Here is a 19,664-nt window from a genome sequence, read left to right as displayed (position 1 = left end):
CCCCGGTCAAGCAGCCTTTGTGGCAGAACCAGCGCGACCACAGCCACCCGGACCTCAGTGCGAGCACCGCATCACCACCCGTACCCGGTCGGATCCCGTCCAGGAGCCGCGAAGGTCTCGGTCGGCGGCTCAGCCTCCCGTCCGACCGGGCCGCGCTCGCCCGGAGTTGTGCCCCGCCCGGCAGCCGTCTGCCCGTGCGATCGACCCAGGTTCAGGGCCGCTGCACCCGGCCTGGGGCGTGCGGGGTGGCTCCCGGCGGCAGGGCACGGCCGCGCGCCCGGATCAGGGCCTCGGCCAGGACGGCGACGGCGAGCATGACGGCGAGGACCACGAGCTGCCTCGGGATGTTGCCGGCGGCGTAGACGGTCAGTGCGACAAGGCAGCCTGCGCAGGCCGCCACGCCGCAGCGTGCTGCGGTCCGCGCGGCTGTTGCGAGTCCGGGGAGCCTGGCGGCGGCGAGGTTCACGGCGGCGAAGACGATCAGGAAGCCGGCCGAGCCCATGAGGCTGATGCCTTGGATGTCGACAAGGTTGACGATCAGGAGGGTGCCGAGCGTGGTGGCGATGAGTCCGCCGATCGGATGGTGCCACACCGGTTCGGCCAGGTGCTCGGGCAGTTCGCCGTGTCGGGCCATGAGGTAGGTGAACTTGGCGGTGCCGTAGAGGGTGGCGTTGATGGCGCTGGCGGTGGAGACGACGGCGGCGATCGCGATGAGGGAGAACCCGGCCTGGCCCAGCAGCGGGCGGGCGGCGACCGCGAGGGCGTAGTCCCGGTCGTGGGCGATCTGCCGCGAGGTCAGGTTGCCGACCGCGACGAAGGCCACCAGCACGTACAGGGCGATGACACCTCCGATGGAGATCAGGTAGGCGCGTGGCAGCGTCCGTGCCGGGTCCGCGGCGTCCTCCGCGGCGTTGGCGATGAGCTCGAAACCCTCGTAGCCGAGGAAGATCAGGCATCCGGCGTAGACGATCGCGCCACCGTGCGGGTACGCCGAGGGGGCGACCCGGGCGGGGTCTACATATGCCAGCCCGCCCAGGCAGAACACCAGCAGGACGGCCAGTTTGAAGTAGACCAGCACGGACTCGGCACGGCCGACCACCCGTGCGCCGGCCAGATTGAGGGCGGCGAAGGCGACCACCACGGCGCTGGCCAGCGGCCGGTGCCAGGCGCCGGGCAGACCGAGCAGCGCGGCCAGATAGGTGCCGAACGCGATCGCGTAGAGGCCGAGCATGACAAAGTAGCTGAGCCACAGCAACAGGTTGAGCGGCCCCGCGATCCGCGTGCCGAACGCCCGGTCCAGGAAGGTGGCCGTACCGCCGCGGCTGGGGACGCGCACGGACAGCAGCGCGTAGGAGACACCGGTCAGCGCCGCCACGATCCCGCCGACGAGGAACGACACGTACGCGCCCGCCCCGGCCACCTGCACCGTCAGCCCGAGGACGGAGAAGATCCCGCCACCCACCATGCCGCCGATGCCGATCGACACCAGCGCCGACACACCCAGCCCTTGTCCACGGTCCCGCCCGCCCGCCACAGCCACAGATAGGACCTCCTCGTCATCGTCGCCCCCGTCGGGGCGCCGGTCGTGGCTCAGCTCCCCACTCTGCACGGCTGCCATCAGTGGCGCCAGGATCCTCACCGGCTGCACCCGCGCCCCGCGCAGGTTGGTGCGGTTCACGAACCGGTGCCGGATGCGCCGCAGCGCCACCTCGCTCTCGCCGTGCCCGCCGGTGACTGCCACCCGCTTGATGCGCATGGTGGTGCCCGGCGCGAAAAGCAGCAGCCTGCGCCGCCTCCACGGCCGTCCGGTGGGCTCGCCGCCACATGGCTGCGGCGCGTGCAGCCTGACCGGCACCCTGCGCCAACGGAACGGCACGCAGCAGTGCGTAGGTCTCCCAGAGCGTCGCGCCGCTCCTGCGGCACTCCCGGGCGGCCGCGTCCAGGAGGTCCAGCGCCTGGGCCAGGTCACCCCGGTGCTCGGCGAGAGCGGATCCGGCACGGAGGGCGGCGGCCCGCCGGCCTCCCGGGCCCAGCCGCTCTGCTTCCCCGGTGGACTGGGCGGCCCAGCGCTCGGCCTGCTCGACGTCGCCCAGGGTGAGGGCGCAGCCGACGAGCGTTTCGAGCCGGGCGGGGCGCACGGAAGGCCGCAGCCCGAGAGGCGAGTGCCGGCACGGCTTCGGGATCAGTACCTCACGACCTCATGGACCTACGTGTGGCGACTGCGTAGTTCTACTGATGTGCCCGCAGCCCAGGTCGGGCAGCATTGCGCCCCGTTCGGTGAATCACCAGCCCGAAGGGGTCCAGCGTGTCCGCGTCCTTGCGCCCATCAGCGTTCCCCGAGGTGAACGAGGCCTTGAGGTCGACCTGGGCCGAGTTGCAGCCGGTGAGCAGCTCGGCGGTGAACCGTCGGCGACGCTGTGCGCTGTCCGGCCGGAGCACGCCGGCCGCGCGTGGAAGGCGGGAGTACCGCTGATGGTCGCGTACACGGGACTCGGTTGCCTGTCACCTCTGCTGGTGGCATTCCTGCTGGGGCTGTTCTTCGCCGTCAGCGGAGAAGGTGGCGCACACTGGGCGAGCGCCTGCCTCACCGTCGCCGTGGTGGCCCTGTCGCTGGCGACGCTGAATCTGCTGCTGGCCTCTGCGCTCAACCGGGAGCAGGACGACGCCGGGAGGCGGAGGTGGACCGGACGGCACCGCGCGAGCGGCATGTCGCTGCAAGGCACCACCCCGCTCCTCCTCGCCATCGCAGCGGCTGCCTTCGCCGGGTGGACCGCGCAGTGGCTGCCCGGATGGGCGGCGGCAGCCGAGTTCGCCCTGCTCACCGCGGCCTGGTTCGTGGTGCCCGCGCTGCGGCGCGCCCGTCGGCGCGCCGACATCGTGCGAGCCCGCGCCGCGTACGCGCTAAGCAGGGGCTTCACATTCGAGGAGCGACCGTCCGGCCTGGCGAAGCGCTGGTTCTTCGAGCCCTTCGCCCCGCCCCGCCTCTCGAGGGTCGCAGAGATGAACGCACCGGTCTGGTCGACGCCGAGCGGGTTCTTCGCGGCGATGTCCGGCGTCCACGACGGCCGCCGCTTCACCGTGGTGGACGCCTTTCAGCCGGAGCCGTGGCCGGTGTCACGGACCTGGCAGCGGGCCCGGCTGACGGTCTGCGCGGTCCGTCTGGGCACGACGCTGCCACGGATCCGGTTCACCGTGCGCCGGGACGGGGGTCGCCACCACGTCGAAGTCGACACCCGGGACACCGGGTTCGCACAGCGGCTGGTCGAGGCCGGGGTCGTTCAGGCGATCGTCGATGCCGGACTGACCCGCTTCGAGATACAGTCCGGGGACGCGCTCACCGTGCTCCACGACGTGCTGTACTTCGACGACTGGCCGGACGACGAGGGCGACGACGCCCTCGACGAACCTGATGGAGGGGACGGGCATTTGGATCCGGAGGAGTACCTCTGGGGCGACCCCCTCGTCATGGCCCGCCTGGCGGCGGTGGGACGAGTCGTCGCCGCCCTGCCCACCGATCTCATGTCCGGGAGCCGGGAGACCCCGCCCGCACACTGACAGCTCCCACCGAGCAGCGGGGGCAGGCCGGACCGAGAACCCTCCGACGCCCTACCGCCGTCCTGGTGGCCGAGCGGGAGGCCGGATCGTCGGCCTGCCCGACCACACCTGCTCCAGCGGTGGATCGTCATGCGCTCTGGCCTCGGGGCTGTCTGCCGCTGGTGGAAACAAAGGTGGCCTCGACGCATCATCCGGGTAGAGTCGGGCGGTGCCCGAGCTGAAACGGCTGCGTGCCGGCCATGCCGCGGCGGTCCTGGCCTTCGAGCTGGCGAACCGCGACTACTTCGCCGCCTCGATCTCCGACCGCGGTGATGAGTTCTTCGACCAGTTCGCCGACCGGTACAGCGCCTTGCTGGCTGAGGGAGAGGCCGGCATCGGCGCCTTCTACGTGCTCGTCGCCGAGGATGGTTCGGTTCTGGGCCGGTTCAACCTGTACGACATCGAGGACGGCACGGCTGTGCTCGGTTACCGGGTCGCGCAGCACGTCGCCGGCCGCGGCGTGGCGACCGCGGCCGTCCGTGAGCTGTGCCGGCTGGCGGCGACGCGGCATGGGCTGCACACACTGCGGGCCGCAGCCTCCCGTGACAATGCCGCGTCCCGGAGGGTGCTGACCAAGGCCGGGTTCGTCCCGGTTGGCCCGGCGGACCCGGCCGACCTCGGGGGTAGGCCGGGAACCTGGTATCAGCGCGACCTGGTGCTCCAGCCGTAGACCGCGGTCCTGTGGGTGGACCGGCTGCGGGAAGGCAGCTGCCACCGCTGATCATCGGTGTGTGAGGACTGAGGACCATGCGGTGGCCGCGGGTCTCTGCTGCGCCGGCACCGGTGACCGGTCAGCTGGCGCGCAGGCGCGCCAGTGTCGCGTCGAGGTCGGCCCTGCGGGGCCGGTTGTACGGGAGCTTGGTGAGCAGGGCGGCCATGCCGCAGGTGTTGGTCACGGCGGAGAAGACCAGGCCGCCGGCGATGCCTGCGGACAGCAGCCGGAAGGCCGGGTGAACCGCTTCGCCCAGCGCCAGGCCCAGCAGGACGACCGAGCCGGCGGTGAGGCGGACCTGGCGTTCCATGCCCCACGTCGCCTTCGTGCTTCCGTCGGGCCGGTGCAGGTCATGGCCCTCGGCCGCCCAGGCGCCGGTGCCGCCGGCGAGCGTGGCGGTGTGGATGCCCGCGTCCGCGAGCATCCGGCACGCTTTCTCGGAGCGGGCACCGGAGGCGCACACGACGAGAACCTCGCCGCGCCGGGCGGCGGTGCGGATGTCCGGCAGCGCCCGGTCGAGCTGGTCCAGAGGGATGTTCAGGGCGCCGGGCAGGTGGCCCCCGGCGTACTCGCCGGGGGTACGGACGTCGACGACGGTGAGTTCCTGCAGGCGGCTGCGGACCTGGCGGGGGTCGAGGGCGGTGGGGGTGGTCATGGCGAATGTCATCCTTGTGAGTCGAAGGTGCCCCGAGTACGGGAGCGCTTGTTTCCCATGGGGTGTCTGTGCGGAGTGGTCGTGGGACTTTCCTCTCGCCGGCCTGACGCTTTCCCGTTCCCCCGCCCGAGGTGTGTGGGCCCCACGGCGTGAGGGCATCGTCATGTGATCACGTCCACGAGCATGAAGGCGGCGACCGCGAGCAGCACGTAGGCGAAGAGGCGCTGAAGGGTATGTCCCTTGATCTTCTTCGACAGGCGCTTGCCGTCCCAGGCGCCCAGGATCGCCGCCGCGGTGAACGGCGCGATGACCGCCCAGTCCAGGTGCGTGCCGGTGCCGGCCCGGGCGGCGAGCGCGGCCAGTGAGTTGATCGTGATGACCAGCAGGCTGCTGCCGACAGCACGGCGCATGGGCAGACTCAGCACGCTCACCAGTGCGGGGACGGCGAGGAAGCCGCCGCCCACGCCGAGGAACCCCGTCACCGCGCCGAGACCGGCCCCGGCGGCGCCGGCCTTGCCGGGGTTGACCGTGCCGGACGGCTCGGCGCGAGCGGGCCGCAGCATGCGCAGCGCGGCGAGCGCCGCGATGACGGCGAAGGCGACCGTGAGCATGCTCTGGGGCAGGTGGCCGGCGGCGGCCCCGGCGAGCATCGCGGGCACGATGCCCGCCGCGGCGAACAGCAGCCCGGTGCGCCACGCAACGTTGCCCTCCCGGGCGTGCCCGACGAGCGCCGAGATCGACGTGAGGGTGACGATGACCAGGCTCGCCGTCGTCGCTTCGGCCGGTGTGAAGTGGAGCAGGTAGATCAGGGCGGGCACGGCGAGGACGCTGCCGCCTCCGCCGAGACCGCCCAGGGCCAGGCCGATGACGGCACCGGCGACGAGCGCGAGGATCAGAGCGGTCATGTTATGGAGCCCTCGGTCCCACGCTCGTCGACGACCGGGTGACCGGCGGTGGCCCATGCCTGCATGCCGCCCTTGACGTCCACGGCCTCGGCGCCGCGGGCGGCCAGCAGCTTGGCGGCGCGCTGCGAGCGGTGCCCGCTGCGGCAGATCACCACCAGCAGCCGTCCCTGGGCCGCGGCGGGCAGCGCCCCGCCCGCCGCCAGACGGGACAGCGGCGCGTGGAGGGCGGCGGGAGCGTGACCGGCGTCCCACTCGCCCTGTTCGCGCACGTCCAGCAGCACGGCCGGGGCGTCCGGGCCCTGGGTGCGTCGGCGGGCCTCGTCTACGGTGACGCGGTCCCCGCCGCTACGGAAGAGGAACATCACAAACCTCTCGGGGGAGCTGATGGAGGGGTACGGCAGGAGCGTTCAGCGGGTGACGACGGTCAGTCCGGCGCCGGTGGCGGCGTCGAATCCGTCGTCGACGGCCACCACGTCCCGCCCGGCGGCGTCCAGCAGCGAGGCGGCGATAGCGGCCCGCATCCCGCCGGCGCAGTGCACCCAGACGGTGCCGGGCGGCACCTCGCCCAGCCGCTTGTGCAGCTGGTGGACGGGGATGTGCACGGAGCCCTCGATGTACCCGGCGGCGCGCTCGGAGTCGCGGCGTACGTCCAGGACGACGATGTCGTCGGTGCCGTGTTCGGCCAGGCCGGCGAACGTGGACCGGGGGAAGGAGGCCGGCGAGCCGTCCTCGGTCACCCACTCCCGGGGCGAGCCGGTCGCGGCGGCGGCTGGGCGGTCGATGCCGACCCGGACGAGTTCGCGCTGGGCGGCGGCCAGCTGCTCGGTGGACTCGGCGAGCAGGGTCACCGGCTTGCCCCACGGGATCATCCAGGCCAGGTAGGTGGCGATCCTTCCGTCCACCTCGAAGTTGAACGAGCCGGCGACATGTCCCTCGGCGAAGGCGATACGGCTGCGCAGGTCGACCACCCACTCGCCGGCCGCCAGGCGGGCGGCTATCTCCTGGGCGTCCGCGACAGCCGGCGGAGTCAGGTCCACCGGAGCGGGGCCGTCGGCGTTGGCCGGACCCATGTGCGCGTAGTAGGCGGGCACGTCGTCGAGGTCGGCCAGCAGCCGGGCGACGAAGGAGTCCACGTCCTGGGTCAGCGCCGCGTTGACGCTTTTCTCCTTGCCGATGGTGGTGGCGTCCCCCTCGGTCTGCGCCGAGGAGCAGAAGCTGCCGAAGCCGTGGGTGGGCAGCACGGACGTCTCGTCGGGCAGTTCGTCCGCCAAACGGTGTGCGGAGGCGTGCTGGGCGCGGGCCAGCTGCTCGGTCAGCCGCGGCTCTACCAGGTCCGGCCGGCCCACCGTGCCGATCAGCAGCGAACCACCGGTGAACGCGGCCACCGGCACACCGTTCTCCTGCAGCACGTACGACGTGTGGTGCGGGGTGTGACCCGGGGTGGCCACGGCCCGCAGGTCCAGTCCGGAGTCGACGGTGACCGTGTCGCCGTCGGCCACCGGCACCCGGGCGAAGGACACGTGCGCACCGGCCGGTACCAGATAGGCGGCACCCGTCACCCGTGCGAGCTCCAGGCCACCGGTGACGTAGTCGTTGTGGAGGTGGGTCTCCACCACGTGCGAGATCCGCACCCCGCGCCGGGCGGCCGCCACCAGAATCTGGTCGAAGTCGCGCGGCGGGTCCACCGCCACGGCCGTCCTCGTGCCGCCGGCCAGGTAGTGGCGGTTGCCCAGGCCCTCGAGCTCGATGGTGTCGATGAAGAACACGGAGATGTCCCTTCCCACATAGATTACCCCCCGGGGTATATTCACCACCGTAACACGGGTACCCCCGGGGGTATCACTGGTTCCCTCGTGGCGGATTCCTTTGCGGTTGGCCGCACGCCCGGCGCGAGCCGTGCCGGGTGGACCGGAGGGCTCCTGCGGACGTCGGCGCGAACGGAGGCATTCAGGGCGCGGCGCAGTCGGGCGAGAGCCTCGGTGGGCATGCGGGGCATCCGTTGTCCCTCCCGGGTGACAGACGGGAACGCCCTGATGCGGGGCATCCGTTGTCCGCCCGGATGACGGACGGGAACGCCCCGGATGGGCGTTGCGGGGGAGCGCAGGGCCGTCCGTGCCCCATTCCCGTGCACCCGCACGGCGCAAATTTCCGGGCAGCCCCGTTCCGCATGCCGAGCAGGCGTGGTCACGGGATGAGCTGCCGGCGCCCGGGGGTGCTCGGTCGGCGCGGAACCGGCTGCGGAGCGAGGGACGCCGCCCGGCTGCGCGCGGTCGTGTCGGACCTACGCGGTCCGGGTGGCGAGGGATGCGAGCGCCGCGTCGAGGCGGCGGGACCCCTCATCGGCGATGGAACACAGGGCATCGAGTCCGCACTCCTCGAAGAGGTACCCCGCGGGGTATTGCGCGCCTGGTTTGGGGCGGAAGCGATCGGGCCCTGGCACCGCTCATCGGTGGTCGGACGGCCATCAGTGCGGGAATGGCGGGGTGTGCCGGCCCTGCCCCGCGCGGCCGCGGGCGCGGACCAGCGTGTCGAGCGCGGTGCGGGGCCCATCGGCGCCGGTCACCGGGCGCTCGACGGTCTCGGCTCGCACGATGTCGGCATACGGTCGCCAGACGGCGGCGACCTGCTCGGCGGTGTACAGCACACGAGGATCCTGCGGCCCGCCGTGGCCTTGCCTGAGGTTGGCCGCGGCGTGACCGACGAGCAGCAGGGTCCCACCCGGCCGGACAGCACGGGCGGCCTGCCGCAGCACCTGTTCCATCTGCTGCCACGGCAGGTGGAGATAGGAGATGAGGGACAGGTCGTACGTCGCCTCCGCAGCGGACCATGCGGTCAGGTCCGCGCAGACGGTGTGCAGCCGCACGCCGCGCTCGACGGCCAGCCGCCCTGCCTTCTCCAGTGCCACAGCGGAGAAGTCCACGGCGTCCACTTCCCACCCCAGCTCCGCCAGCCAGACCGCGTTGCGTCCTTCCCCGGCGGCCAGGTCGAGCGCCCGGCCGGTGGGCTCGAGTCCGGCCAGTTCCTGCTCGACGAACCGGTTGGGCTCCGCGGCCCATACGAGTTCGGCCCCGCGGTAACGCTCGTCCCATGCTGCCGCGTCCATGTGGTGCTCCTCGCGTCCGTCCTGTCGCGGACCCGCCGTCGCAGGCGGCCCGTTTGTCCCGCCCGCCACACGTTGGCTTCCGTCGCCGCTGCTTGGCGGGCTTCGTCGGCGGTGACGGCACGCGCCCCCCGTCGCCATTGTGGGACCGGCACACCGAGGCGGGAACGGCCGGCGCCTCGGTGCGAGGGTGGCCCCGTGGAAAGCCGGTCCGCAGGGGTGCGGCGCGTTGACGGCCGGTGCCCGCCGCACCCGCGGTCAGGTCAAGCGTCGGCCGGTGCGGTCCGGGCGAGCCAGGCGCCGTAGCCGCCGAGCAGGTCGGACACGTCGGTTCGGCCATGGTGGCGGAGCAGGGAGGCCGCGATGGACGACCGGTGGCCGCCCGCGCAGTGGACGACGACGGGCCGGCCGGCCGGGATTTCGTCGACGCGCCGGGCGAGTTCGGCCAGCGGGAGGTGCAGGGAGCCGTCGATGAAGCCCTCTTCGCGCTCGGCGGTGTTGCGCACGTCCAGGACCAGCGGCGGTTCGTCACCGTTCAGCAGCCGGTGCAGCTCGTCCGCGGTCACGCGGCTCGCCTGCCGCATGTCGTCGGCCAGGGCCAGGAAGGCGCCCTCGGGCTCGCGCAGGTATCCGCCCACCGTGTCGAAGCCGATCCGGGCCAACCGGGTGACGATCTCCTCCTCGCGGTCCTGCGGGGCGACCACCACGACCTCTGCCTCGGGACTGACGACCATGCCGGCCTGTTCGGCGAAGCGGCCGTCGGCGGGCACGTTGATCGAGCCGCTCAGGTGCCCGGCAGCGAAGTCCTGCGGCGAGCGGGTGTCGAGGACGATCGCCCCGCCCGTCCGCCGCTGCCTGAAGTCCCCCTCGGACAGTGGTCGTGGCGCACCGGCCGCGTCGAACAGTCCGTGTTCCTTGCGGTTGAGCACGGCATCGTAGGCGAAGTAGGCGGGGGCGGCGGGCTGGCCGGCGGTCACCAGGGCGACGAACCGCTCCTCGTCCATCGGGCGGCAGGCGTAGTTGGTGGCGCGCTGTTCGCCGATGGTGGACTGCCGCCGGGTGGAGAGGTTCTTGCCACAGGCTGATCCGGCACCGTGCGCGGGGAAGACCCGCACCTCGTCCGGCAGGGCCATCAGCTTGTGCTGGACGCTGTCGTAGAGCATGCGGCCGAGCTCGTCGGCGGTGGCGCCGAGCGAAGCCAGCAGGTCGGGGCGTCCCACGTCCCCGATGAAGAGGGCGTCGCCGGTGAGCACACCGTAGGGGACGGCGTCGTCCGCGTGCTCGTACACGAGGATGCTGATCGACTCGGGGGTGTGGCCGGGCGTCTCGAGGATCTCCAGGGTGACGTCACCGAGGCTGATCCGGTCGCCGTCGCCGAGTGCGCGGATGGGGTACTCGGCCTCGGCGCGGCGTCCGTAGCCGATCCACGCGCCGGTGCGGGCGGCCATCTCGAGGTGGCCGGCGAGGAAGTCGGCGTGGAAGTGGGTGTTGAGGACGCCCTCGACGATGAAACCCTGGGCGTCGGCGTCGGTGAGGTATTCGGAAACGTCGCGGCGCGGGTCCACGACAACGGCCCTGCCGGTGGTCTCGTCGGCGATCACATACGACGCCTGGGAGAGGCAGTCGAGGTAGTACTGGGTGAAGAACATGGGTGGTCCTCCAGGCTGGGGCAGGGGCGTGCGGATGAGAGGGGGCGCAGGTGTGCTGTCGGCGCCTCTTGGGTGCGCTGAGGACCGGCCCGGGACGGGGGAAGCCCGGGCCGGTCGGTCACAGGCGGCCGGTCAGCATGCCGTGCCAGTACACCGGCGGCAGCACGTACCGCTTGAACACCCACATGTCCCGCCGCTCCTTGAACGTGTTGATGAACGGGAAGGTGGGTGCGGGCCGCAGGTCGTAGTCGAACTCGGCGAGCAGCATCCGGTCGCGGGCGGTCACCAGCGGGCAGGACGTGTAGCCGTCGTAGCGCCGCGCAGGGGTCCGGCCGTTCATGACGTCCAGCACGTTGGCGGCCACGACCGGGGCCTGTTTGCGCACGGCCGCGCCGGTCTTGGAGGTCGGCAGGTTCGCCACGTCGCCGAGTGCGAAAACGTTCCGGTACTGAGGGTGCTGGAGCGTGTGCCTGTCCGCGGCGACGAACCCCAGCGGGCTCGCCGGGTCGGCGAGCGGGCTGTCCTTGACCCAGTCGGGCGCGCTCTGGGGCGGCACGGCGTGCAGCAGGTCGTAGCGGACGGTCTCCTCGGCGCCACTCGCGTGGTCGGTGAGAACGACCTCGCGGCGGTCGCCGTTCACGGCGGTCATCTCCGACCGCAGCCGCACCTCGATCCCGTACCGGGCGGCCACCTGCTCCAGGGTGCGCCCCCATTCCGGCACCTTGAACAGGACGGGATCCGGGATGACGAGGATGATGCGGATCCGGTCGAGAACCTTCTGCTTGCGCCAGTGGTCCGCTGCCAGGTACGCGATCTTCTGGGGTGCGCCGCCGCACTTGAGCGGGGTCGCCGGGTGGGTGAAGACGGCCGTGCCCGACCGCATCCGCTTGATCAGGTCCCAGGTGCGAGGGGCGTACTCCGGTGCGTAGTTGCTGCTCACCCGGTCGTGTCCCACCGCCTCGGCGAGCCCGGGTACGGCGTCCCAGTCCAGTTGCAGTCCGGGGGCCATCAGGAGGTGTTCGTAGGTGAGCTCGTCGCCCCCGGACAGGGTGACGGTGCGGGCGTCGGGGTCGACGGCGAGGGCACGCCGGCGTATCCAGCGCACCCCGTCGGGAATGACGGACGCCTCGGGACGGCGGGTGCTGTGCAGGGGTGCCTGGCCGCCGCCGACCAAGGTCCACAGGGGCTGGTACCAGTGCGTGTCGGACGGTTCGACGAGGGTGATGTCGGTGACGCCGGCGCGCCGCAGCCGGGCGGCGACGCTGATCCCGGCGCTGCCGCCGCCGACGATGGCGACGCGGTGCCGGCCGGCGGTCCGGTCCGTGCGGGGTGGGGGGCTGGCGACCATGGTGGAAGTCCTTTCCGTCTGGTCAGGCACCTCTCCAGTGCCTCCGCAATACCCCGGGGGGTTTCTTGCCGACAAGGCTACGACGCGGCACGGAACCCGGTCAAATACCCACGGGGGTATTTGCCCCAGGGGTAAAACGCCCGCGTATTCGCGTGCCGGGCCGGACCGTCCGAGTCGGGGCGCTGCGGTGCGGACCTCCGCATGACGCCGACGCCGACGGAGGAGCACGCACCCTCGCCGCCGGACGGGGGACCCGCCGACCGGTCGCGGGTGATCGGCAGCAAGGGGGTGAACAAGGCGACGCCGTCGAAGTTGCCGAAAACCCGGTTGCGGGCACGTCGCCAGGTGAGGGTCAGGTTGGACTGCTGGATCGAGGCGGCGCCGACGGCCCGGTGCGGGCGGTCGACGCCCAGTGCCGTGCAGGCCCAGCCGATCGGGACGCAGCCGACCGCGACCAGGGCACCGAAGAGAGCAGCGGGTGGGGGAATCGGGTCGCGGAACGTTCGGCAGGCGGGCGTTGACGCCGATTCAGCGGCCTGCCGCGGCGCAGGCCGCTCCGGGTCGTGCTCGATGCGGGGGTGCCACTCTGTCGAGCCGCTGGCCGGCGTTGTCCTGCCCGCCGACGCGGGGGCATGCCGCGGTGGCGCGGCGGCGCACCGATGCGTGGGGGCACCGCGCAGTGCGCCCCCGTGCCGATGTGCCGCCGCGTCAGAGTGCCGCAGGCCCGGGGATCTCGCTGGTGCTCGGTGAGTCGGCGAGACTACGGGCTGAGGAAGCCGACGGTCAGGGAAGGACCGTCGTCGAGCGCAGGGCGTGGTGGTCGGAACCCCAGGCGTTGGTGGAGACCGCGCAGGACGTGTGACCGGCCCCGAAGACATAGTCGATCTTCGAGTTGTTGACCGTGTTCTGGCCGTCCCGCGGGCTGTTCGGGTCCTGCAGCTGCGCGCACTCGCGGTATGCGTCGTACGTGGGGTTGAGGACCTCGTAGCCGTCCCAGCCACGGGCCGGCGGGTTGACGTTCAGGTCACCGCCGAACACTGCACGGTAGCCGCTGGTCTTCGCCCTGGCTTCGTCGCCCATCAGCTCGTCTCGCTGATACCCGTGGTACGTCCAATCGGGGTCGTCGTACCCCGTGCCGCCCGTGCTGAAGTGCGCGCCGCAGTACATCACGGCCTTCGAGGTGATGGCCGCGCACAGGGCGGCCCGCTTCTCGATGCCGGAACCGGCACTGCCCGGCGACTTGAGGATGTGCGCCCGGTACCAGGTGTTCTCGTCCGGCACCGCGACGGAGACACCGTAGGCGCCCCGGTCGGTGTACCCCGTGGTGTCGGCGCACTCCTTCTGTGCAAGCACAGAGCCTGAACCGCCGGTGTCCACGTCATAGTAGATGGGCGCGAATCTGACGTCCCAGCCGGTTCCGGTACGGTTCTCCAGCGCCGTCTCGATCGGCTGGGCGAACTTCTCGCAGGATTCCTCGAGGAAGAGCGCGTCGGGGGTGTACGTGGAGCTGACGTCGTCGAGCTGACCGAGAACCTGGGTGGCCATCTGTTCAGGCGTGGCGTGGTAGTTTCCGCACTTGTCGTTCGCGTCCCCGCACATGTTCCAGGTCATGACCCTCACCGAGGTGGGCGAGGGTGTCGACGGGGCCGGCGGTGTCCCCCAGTCGGTCGTGTCGTCGCTCACGGCCCCTACGTTGTCGTTGCCGGTCTTGACGAGCCTGAAGCTCTCCCAGGAGCCCACCGTGTCCGACCGGGCCCGTAGTACCCCGTAGTCGGGGTCCGTGGTGGCATATCCGAGCTCTGCGGAGACGTACTTGCCGGCGACCTCGGACCAGAGGTAGTAGTAGGCACCGCCGGCGTCGCTTCCACCGTACTTCAGCTGGAGTTCTTCCCAGGAGCCGATGTGGTCGCCCTGCGCGCGCAGCTTGTTGCCGTTGTTGATGTCGGTACTGGCGAACAGCCCGTTCGCTTCGTTGCGGAGGCTCACGTGGGCGCCCTTGTCATCGGTGTGCAGCGTGAACCGCTCCCAGGAACCGATGCCGGTGCTGCGCGCCCGGAGCTTGGCGTACTCGCTGCCCGAGTCATTGATCTCGGCGGAGACGTACTCGCCGTTCTTGACGTTCCTCAGGGCCCACTTCTGGCCTGCGGACTTCGCGAGCACGGTAGGGTCCGTGGCGGCGCTCGCCTGCGCGGGCCACTGCCACTGGATCCAGAGTGTCAGGCTGCACAGCGCGACCACTACGGCCACGAGTCTTCGCATGAACGTCCCTCCCTGTTCCGCACCGCACCCCGGTGTGCTGGTGCGTCTGTCGAGGGGAAGACCTTACAGGGCTCGACACACTTGTGGATCTTCAAAGGTACGCCCGGGGACGGGTGGGGGGTGTTGGGCCCGTAGGGCAGGGGGGACGCCGTCCGGACACCGGCCGCGGCAGGAGTGGTACGGGAGGCGGCAGGAGTAGTACGGGAAGTCGAGTGACCGGGGGCAGCCGGGTCGCGAGGCCACGTCCGCGATCTTTCACTCATGAACGCCGGGTTCCGCCGTCTTGCCACGTGACCGAGGGCCCGGGCACGCGCACCCGCCACGTCAGCCACCCGGTACGCAGGATGTCGGCGTGACCGTGGCGTTCGTCCGCCGACATACCGGGCATGTGCCTGTCGGCTCGGCCGCATCAGCTCCGCCCCCTGCCGGCCACCGCGGAGGAACCGGCCGGTCAGCCACCGGAATGCGTGGCGGCCTTCAGCCGCCAGCCGCTACCGCTGCAGCCCCTTTGCAGCGGAGGGAACCGGTGCCCCTTCACATCCGTGCTGTACTCGTGCGACTCACCGCAGTCGCACTCGTAAATCCCGGACACCGGCACAACCTCGCCCGAGTGGTACACCTTCTCACTGTCATCAGCGTTCATGTCTTCTGTCTACGGTGCGGCACGGCAGACCGCGATCCCAGCAGTACCAGTCGAGTGGCCCGCTGGGACCGACCCAGGCGCACGCGCACAGCGCAGAGAGCCTGGGGTGCCGGACGACGAGGCGTTGCGTAGGTTGCGCGAAGCTCCTGCCACCGGGCCGCTGGAGCCTGCGGGGCAACCTGCCCGGCCACAGGATGACCCGCGGCCCTTCGAGCACGCCGCCGGCGTGTTCTCAACGCCGGGCCGTGATGGGCCGGCAACGCACGGCCCGGGCAGGGTGCACTGGGGCGACGTGACGCTGTCGGGCAACCCACCGGCGCCCTCGGTCGATCAGCGTCGCCGCCTGCCGCGCCGCGCGCTGCTGCCAGGACGAGCGCCGGGTGCGCCCGAGGAGGTAGGCGGCGACGGGTGCGGCTGCCGTGGCGGTCACCCCGGTGGCCACGGCGGTGCGCTGGAGGGCCGGGTGGTGGCCGAGCCATTCGGTGTAGCGGCTGCGGCTGAAGGCGTGGCCGTTGTGGTCACCGTGGACCGCCCCGGGGCCCGGCAGTGGCTTGTCCAGATTGTCGGAGCCGGTGTCGGGCCGGTCGGTGACCTGGCCGGCGTAGCCGACGCGGCGGGCGGCCATCAGCCGGTCGGTCAGCGCAGGAGCAAAGCGCTGCGCGAGGATGAACTGCAGGGCCGACCCGCCGACCGGGACTTCGCGGGTGGGATGAACGGCCGCTTTCACGATGGCCCGGGCCACGGCTTCGGGGGCGTAGACGGGCGGGGGCGGTTTGGGCAGGGCGTCCAGCTTGGAACGGGCGTGGGCGAACAGCGGGGTGTCGATGGAGGCGGGCAGGATGGTCGTCACCGCCACCGGCGCCTTCTGCGCCATGAGTTCCATGCGCAGCACGTCGTAGAAACCCCGCAGTGCCCACTTGCTGGTGACGTACGGCGCCTGCAGGGGCACCGCGCGGACGCCCTCCACGGAGGACACACCGATCAGGGCCCCGCCGCCGGAGCGGCGCAGCTCCGGAAGGGCGGCGTACGCACCGTGGACCTGACCCATCAGGTTGATCTGGACGACGCGGGCGAACTCCTCCACCGTGATGTCCTCGACCCTGCCGTACAGGTGCACGGCGGCGGCGTTCACCCAGGTGTCGATCCCGCCGTAGCAGTCGACGGCAGCCCGGGCGAGCGCCTGGACCTGCGGCCACTGGGCCACATCGGTCGGCACCCCGACCGCTTGGCCGCCGCTTCTCTCGATCTCGGACACCAGCGTGTCCAAGGCCTCCTCGCTTCGGGCGGCCACGACCACCCGGGCTCCGCGCCGGGCGAACTCCGTCGCCGTGGCCCTCCCGATCCCGCTGGACGCGCCGGTGACGACGACCACCTGCTCCGACAAGGGCTTGGTCTTGATCGGCATCCGCTGGTCTCCTCATCCGTGCCCGACTCCACACTGTCTGTCTGCTGCCCCGAACGGTGAGCGGGCGTCAGGCCTTGAATGACGCCGCCTACCGGGACCACGCTCTCCCAGCTCTCGAGGAGCCGCATCCGGCGTTGCGCCGACCGCGTACCTGGGCGGGCGCAAAAATCCAGGAAGGCCATCCGTTCGGCATCGTCTCAAGAGCCCACCTTGCCCGGGTGCCCGGATCACAGGCCGTCAGGCTCGGCCGGACGGTGAGTGAACTCGGATGGTGCCGCCGTGTCACAGGCGACAAACGATCACCGCTGGCATGCTGACGCGATGTCCTTTGGGCCAAGGAACGTTCGCGGGCGCCGTGCACGCCGTCGTGCATGCCGGTCTTCAGCGCCGTCAGATGCCTGGAGTGCCCGCCGCCACTCTCTGCCGCACGGTGGGCACTCCAGCCGTTCAGCAGGTATCCGGCCCGCACGGCCGTGGTCGCACGCGCAGGCGGGAGTCGTCCTGGCGGGGGTTCAGTACCGCCTGGTAGGGGCTGCTGCGCTCGTGTTCGCGGGAACGCAGCTTCGATTGGTTCAGCGTGTGGAGGACGCTCATGTCACAGACACTGCCGGGGTCGGGCGAGCCGCAGGTCACGACCCGTGAGCCTCGGGTCCCTGCGGCGGAGCGCATCAGGGACTACCTGACGACCACCGATCACAAGAAGATCGCACACCTGTATTTCTTCACCTCGTTCGGTTTCTTCCTGTTCGCCGGTGTGCTGGCGATGACCATGCGGGCCGAACTGGCCCGCCCGGGACTGCAGATCGTCACCAATCAGCAGTACAACGAGTTGTTCACGATCCATGGCACGATCATGATGCTGCTGTTCGCGACCCCCACGTTCGCCGGGTTCGCGAACGCTGTCATGCCGTTGCAGATCGGTGCTCCCGATGTCGCCTTCCCTCGCCTGAACGCACTGTCGTACTGGCTGTTCCTCTTCGGTGGACTGATCGTCGTCTCCGGCTTCTTCGTCGACCAGGGTCCGGCGGCGTTCGGCTGGTTCGCCTACTCACCGTTGAACGACGCGGTCCACTCCCCGGGCCACGGCGGCGACCTGTGGGCCATGGGCCTGGCGGTCGCGGGCGTGAGCACCACACTCGGCGCCGTCAACTTCATCGTCACCATCCTGTCCCTGCGGGTCCCGGGGATGACCTTGTTCCGGATGCCGATCTTCACATGGAACATCCTGTTCACTTCGATCCTCGTGCTGCTGGCCTTCCCGGTGTTCACCGCGATCCTGCTGGCCCTGGTGGCCGATCGCGCCTACGGTGCCCACATCTTCGACTCCGCCACCGGTGGGGCACTGCTGTGGCAGCACCTGTTCTGGTTCTTCGGCCATCCGGAGGTCTACATCGTGGCGCTGCCGTTCTTCGGCGTTGTCACGGAGATCATCCCGGTGTTCAGCCGGAAGCCGGTATTCGGGTACGTCGGCATGGTGAGCGCGACGATCACCATCACGGTGCTGTCGGCCACCGTGTGGGCTCACCATATGTTCGCCACCGGGGCAGTGTTCCTGCCGTTCTTCTCCTTGCTGTCGTTCCTGATCGCCGTGCCGACGGGGGTCAAGTTCTTCAACTGGATCGGCACCATGTGGCAGGGCAGCGTGTCCTTCGAGACGCCGATGCTGTGGTCGGCCGGTTTCCTGGTGACCTTCCTGCTCGGCGGTCTCAGCGGCGTGATCATCGCCTCCCCGGCCCTGGACTTCCACCTGACGGACAGCTACTTCATCGTCGCGCACCTGCACTACGTGCTCTTCGGGACGATCGTCTTCGCCATGTTCGGCGGCTTCTACTTCTGGTGGCCGAAGATGACCGGCAAGCTGCTCGACGAACGCCTGGGGAAGATCCATTTCTGGACGCTGTTCATCGGTTTCCAGACGACGTTCCTCGTCCAGCACTGGCTCGGGGAGATCGGGATGCCCCGCCGTTACGCGGACTATCTGCCCACCGACGGCTTCACCACCCTCAACACCATCTCGACGATCGGCTCCTTCCTGATCGGCGTCTCCACCCTGCCGTTCCTGTACAACGTATGGAAGACCGCCCGGTACGCCCCCCTGGTCGACGCGGACGATCCCTGGGGCTGGGGCCGCTCCCTCGAGTGGGCGACTTCCTGCCCCCCGCCCCGGCACAACTTCACGGCGCTGCCCCGCGTACGGTCCGACTCCCCCGCGTTCGATCTGCACCATCCCGAGGTGCGCCAGGAGCTCGGCCCGGCGGAACGCGGCACGGTGGAGCCGACACCTGACACCCTGGGAGAGCAGAGCGAATGAAGTCCGAGGGCTACCTCTTCGCCGGCGTGGCGCTGTTCTTTCTCCTCACCGACGCCACCTACACCTGGTTCGCACGCGAGCCCGCGGGGATCGCCGCGCTGAGCGTGTCCTTCGGCATGTCGTCGGTGATCGCGTTCTTCTGCCTGATCAACTACCGGCGCAAGGGCCTGCGCCCCGAGGACCGCCCGGACTCCGACGTCCGTGAGCGCAGCGGCACGATCGACTTCTTCCCGCCGCAGAGCGTCTACCCGGTCATCACCGCGCTGGGCGCGGCGGTGATCGCCGTCGGCATCGTCTACGGCGTGTGGATCATCCTCATCGGCTTCGGTCTGCTCTGGCCCGGCGTCTTCGGCATGGTCTTCCAGTTCGGGACTCGAGAGAGCCGCTGAGGCAGAGGCGATCGCGCCTCGTCCCCTCGTCTCCGGCCGAGGTGCGGGGCGCTCGCCTCACAGCGCTGGTGACGCATGTCACACCACACAACAACGGCAGATCGGGTCAATCACCCAAACAGGGGAACTTTACGTAATAGACGCATAATTCCACATTCCAACCCTCTCGATGGAGGGGAGACCACAGCAATGTCGTATATGCAGCACTCCACCGGCATGACGACACACCCCGAGATGGCGGAGATGCGGGAACGGCTCGAACGCACGGCTTCCAGCAACAGGGTGGTCGCCGTTGAGGGACTGATCCTGCTGGCCGGCGTGTACGCCGCGATCTCGCCCTGGGTGGTGCACTTCTCCGCGCAGTCCAACATCACGGTGAACAACCTGATCGTAGGCCTCACCGTCGGCCTGATCGGGCTCGGCCTGGCCGTGGCCCCGGAGCGGATGTTCCGCCTGACCTGGACGGTCGCACCCCTCGGCATCTGGCTGGTGATATCCCCCTGGGTGGTCACCGCAACCCACGGCGCACGGCCCGGCATCGTCTGGAGCAACTGCTGGACCGGTGGGGTCACAGCTCTGCTGGGACTGATCGCCATGGGCCTCACCGTCGGTGTCACACGAAGGACTCCTCGGTAGGAGCAGGAGCGAGCGTGCCCGCACCTTTGCACTTCGACACGCTCACCGACACCCCCCG

At 70.6% G+C, this 19,664-nt stretch carries 15 protein-coding genes; 5 read left to right on the top strand and 10 right to left on the bottom strand.

The features are described from left to right. Positions 1-211: 211 nt before the first annotated feature. Entirely contained in the window at positions 212-1,876 is a 1,665-nt protein-coding gene (locus AC5WS8_RS36385) for an APC family permease (protein WP_496107762.1), read from the bottom strand. Between the two features lie 596 nt (positions 1,877-2,472). On the opposite strand from AC5WS8_RS36385, the gene AC5WS8_RS36380 reads away from it, so the two are divergent. Together AC5WS8_RS36380 and AC5WS8_RS36375 are read left to right on the top strand one after the other, a co-directional pair. Then, positions 2,473-3,555: a hypothetical protein gene (locus AC5WS8_RS36380; protein ID WP_496107761.1), complete on the top strand. Its 1,083-nt coding sequence runs from the start codon at positions 2,473-2,475 to the stop codon at positions 3,553-3,555. A gap of 208 nt (positions 3,556-3,763) precedes the next feature. Next, the gene (locus tag AC5WS8_RS36375; protein WP_496107760.1) at positions 3,764-4,264 is read left to right on the top strand and encodes a GNAT family N-acetyltransferase; all 501 of its coding nucleotides are present in this window, start codon (positions 3,764-3,766) and stop codon (positions 4,262-4,264) included. A 121-nt stretch (positions 4,265-4,385) separates the two neighbouring features. On the opposite strand, the gene AC5WS8_RS36370 is transcribed toward AC5WS8_RS36375, so the two are convergent. The 9 genes from AC5WS8_RS36370 to AC5WS8_RS36330 all read right to left on the bottom strand — a co-directional run bounded on the left by AC5WS8_RS36370 (position 4,386) and on the right by AC5WS8_RS36330 (position 16,270). Continuing rightward, positions 4,386-4,961, bottom strand: coding sequence for a rhodanese-like domain-containing protein (locus AC5WS8_RS36370; RefSeq protein ID WP_496107759.1), 576 nt, complete (start codon positions 4,959-4,961; stop codon positions 4,386-4,388). A gap of 161 nt (positions 4,962-5,122) precedes the next feature. Next, positions 5,123-5,866 carry a sulfite exporter TauE/SafE family protein gene (locus AC5WS8_RS36365; protein WP_496107758.1) on the bottom strand — a complete coding sequence of 248 codons (744 nt, stop codon included), beginning with the start codon at positions 5,864-5,866 and terminating at the stop codon, positions 5,123-5,125. Continuing rightward, positions 5,863-6,228, bottom strand: a complete 366-nt coding sequence (locus AC5WS8_RS36360) for a rhodanese-like domain-containing protein (RefSeq protein ID WP_496107757.1) — start codon at positions 6,226-6,228, stop codon at positions 5,863-5,865. Before AC5WS8_RS36360 ends, AC5WS8_RS36365 begins: the two co-directional genes overlap by 4 nt. 45 nt (positions 6,229-6,273) lie before the next feature. Next, entirely contained in the window at positions 6,274-7,632 is a 1,359-nt protein-coding gene (locus AC5WS8_RS36355) for a rhodanese-like domain-containing protein (RefSeq protein ID WP_496107756.1), read from the bottom strand. Positions 7,633-8,330: 698 nt separating this feature from the next. After that, positions 8,331-8,969 (bottom strand): class I SAM-dependent methyltransferase, encoded by a 639-nt coding sequence (locus AC5WS8_RS36350; RefSeq protein WP_496107755.1) that lies wholly within the window; start codon positions 8,967-8,969, stop codon positions 8,331-8,333. Between the two features lie 260 nt (positions 8,970-9,229). Beyond that, positions 9,230-10,615, bottom strand: coding sequence for an MBL fold metallo-hydrolase (locus AC5WS8_RS36345; protein ID WP_496107754.1), 1,386 nt, complete (start codon positions 10,613-10,615; stop codon positions 9,230-9,232). Between the two features lie 118 nt (positions 10,616-10,733). Then, positions 10,734-11,963 (bottom strand): NAD(P)/FAD-dependent oxidoreductase, encoded by a 1,230-nt coding sequence (locus AC5WS8_RS36340; protein WP_496107753.1) that lies wholly within the window; start codon positions 11,961-11,963, stop codon positions 10,734-10,736. A gap of 783 nt (positions 11,964-12,746) precedes the next feature. After that, positions 12,747-14,222, bottom strand: coding sequence for a fascin domain-containing protein (locus tag AC5WS8_RS36335; protein ID WP_496107752.1), 1,476 nt, complete (start codon positions 14,220-14,222; stop codon positions 12,747-12,749). 875 nt (positions 14,223-15,097) lie between these two features. Further along, positions 15,098-16,270: an SDR family oxidoreductase gene (locus tag AC5WS8_RS36330; protein ID WP_496107751.1), complete on the bottom strand. Its 1,173-nt coding sequence runs from the start codon at positions 16,268-16,270 to the stop codon at positions 15,098-15,100. Between the two features lie 592 nt (positions 16,271-16,862). Between AC5WS8_RS36330 and ctaD the strand changes: the two genes are divergently transcribed. The 3 genes from ctaD to AC5WS8_RS36315 all read left to right on the top strand — a co-directional run bounded on the left by ctaD (position 16,863) and on the right by AC5WS8_RS36315 (position 19,606). After that, on the top strand, positions 16,863-18,581 hold the full coding sequence (ctaD, locus tag AC5WS8_RS36325; RefSeq protein ID WP_496107750.1) for an aa3-type cytochrome oxidase subunit I: 1,719 nt from the start codon (positions 16,863-16,865) through the stop codon (positions 18,579-18,581). Then, entirely contained in the window at positions 18,578-18,970 is a 393-nt protein-coding gene (ctaF, locus tag AC5WS8_RS36320) for an aa3-type cytochrome oxidase subunit IV (protein ID WP_496107749.1), read from the top strand. The genes ctaD and ctaF overlap by 4 nt, the downstream gene beginning before the upstream one ends. Positions 18,971-19,159: 189 nt before the next feature. After that, positions 19,160-19,606 (top strand): SPW repeat protein, encoded by a 447-nt coding sequence (locus AC5WS8_RS36315; protein ID WP_496107748.1) that lies wholly within the window; start codon positions 19,160-19,162, stop codon positions 19,604-19,606. Positions 19,607-19,664: the final 58 nt, after the last annotated feature.

This window comes from Streptomyces sp. PTL18 (assembly GCF_059510295.1).
The sequence above is the reverse complement of the archived record's forward strand: the minus strand, read 5'-3'. Positions and strand labels throughout refer to the sequence as shown.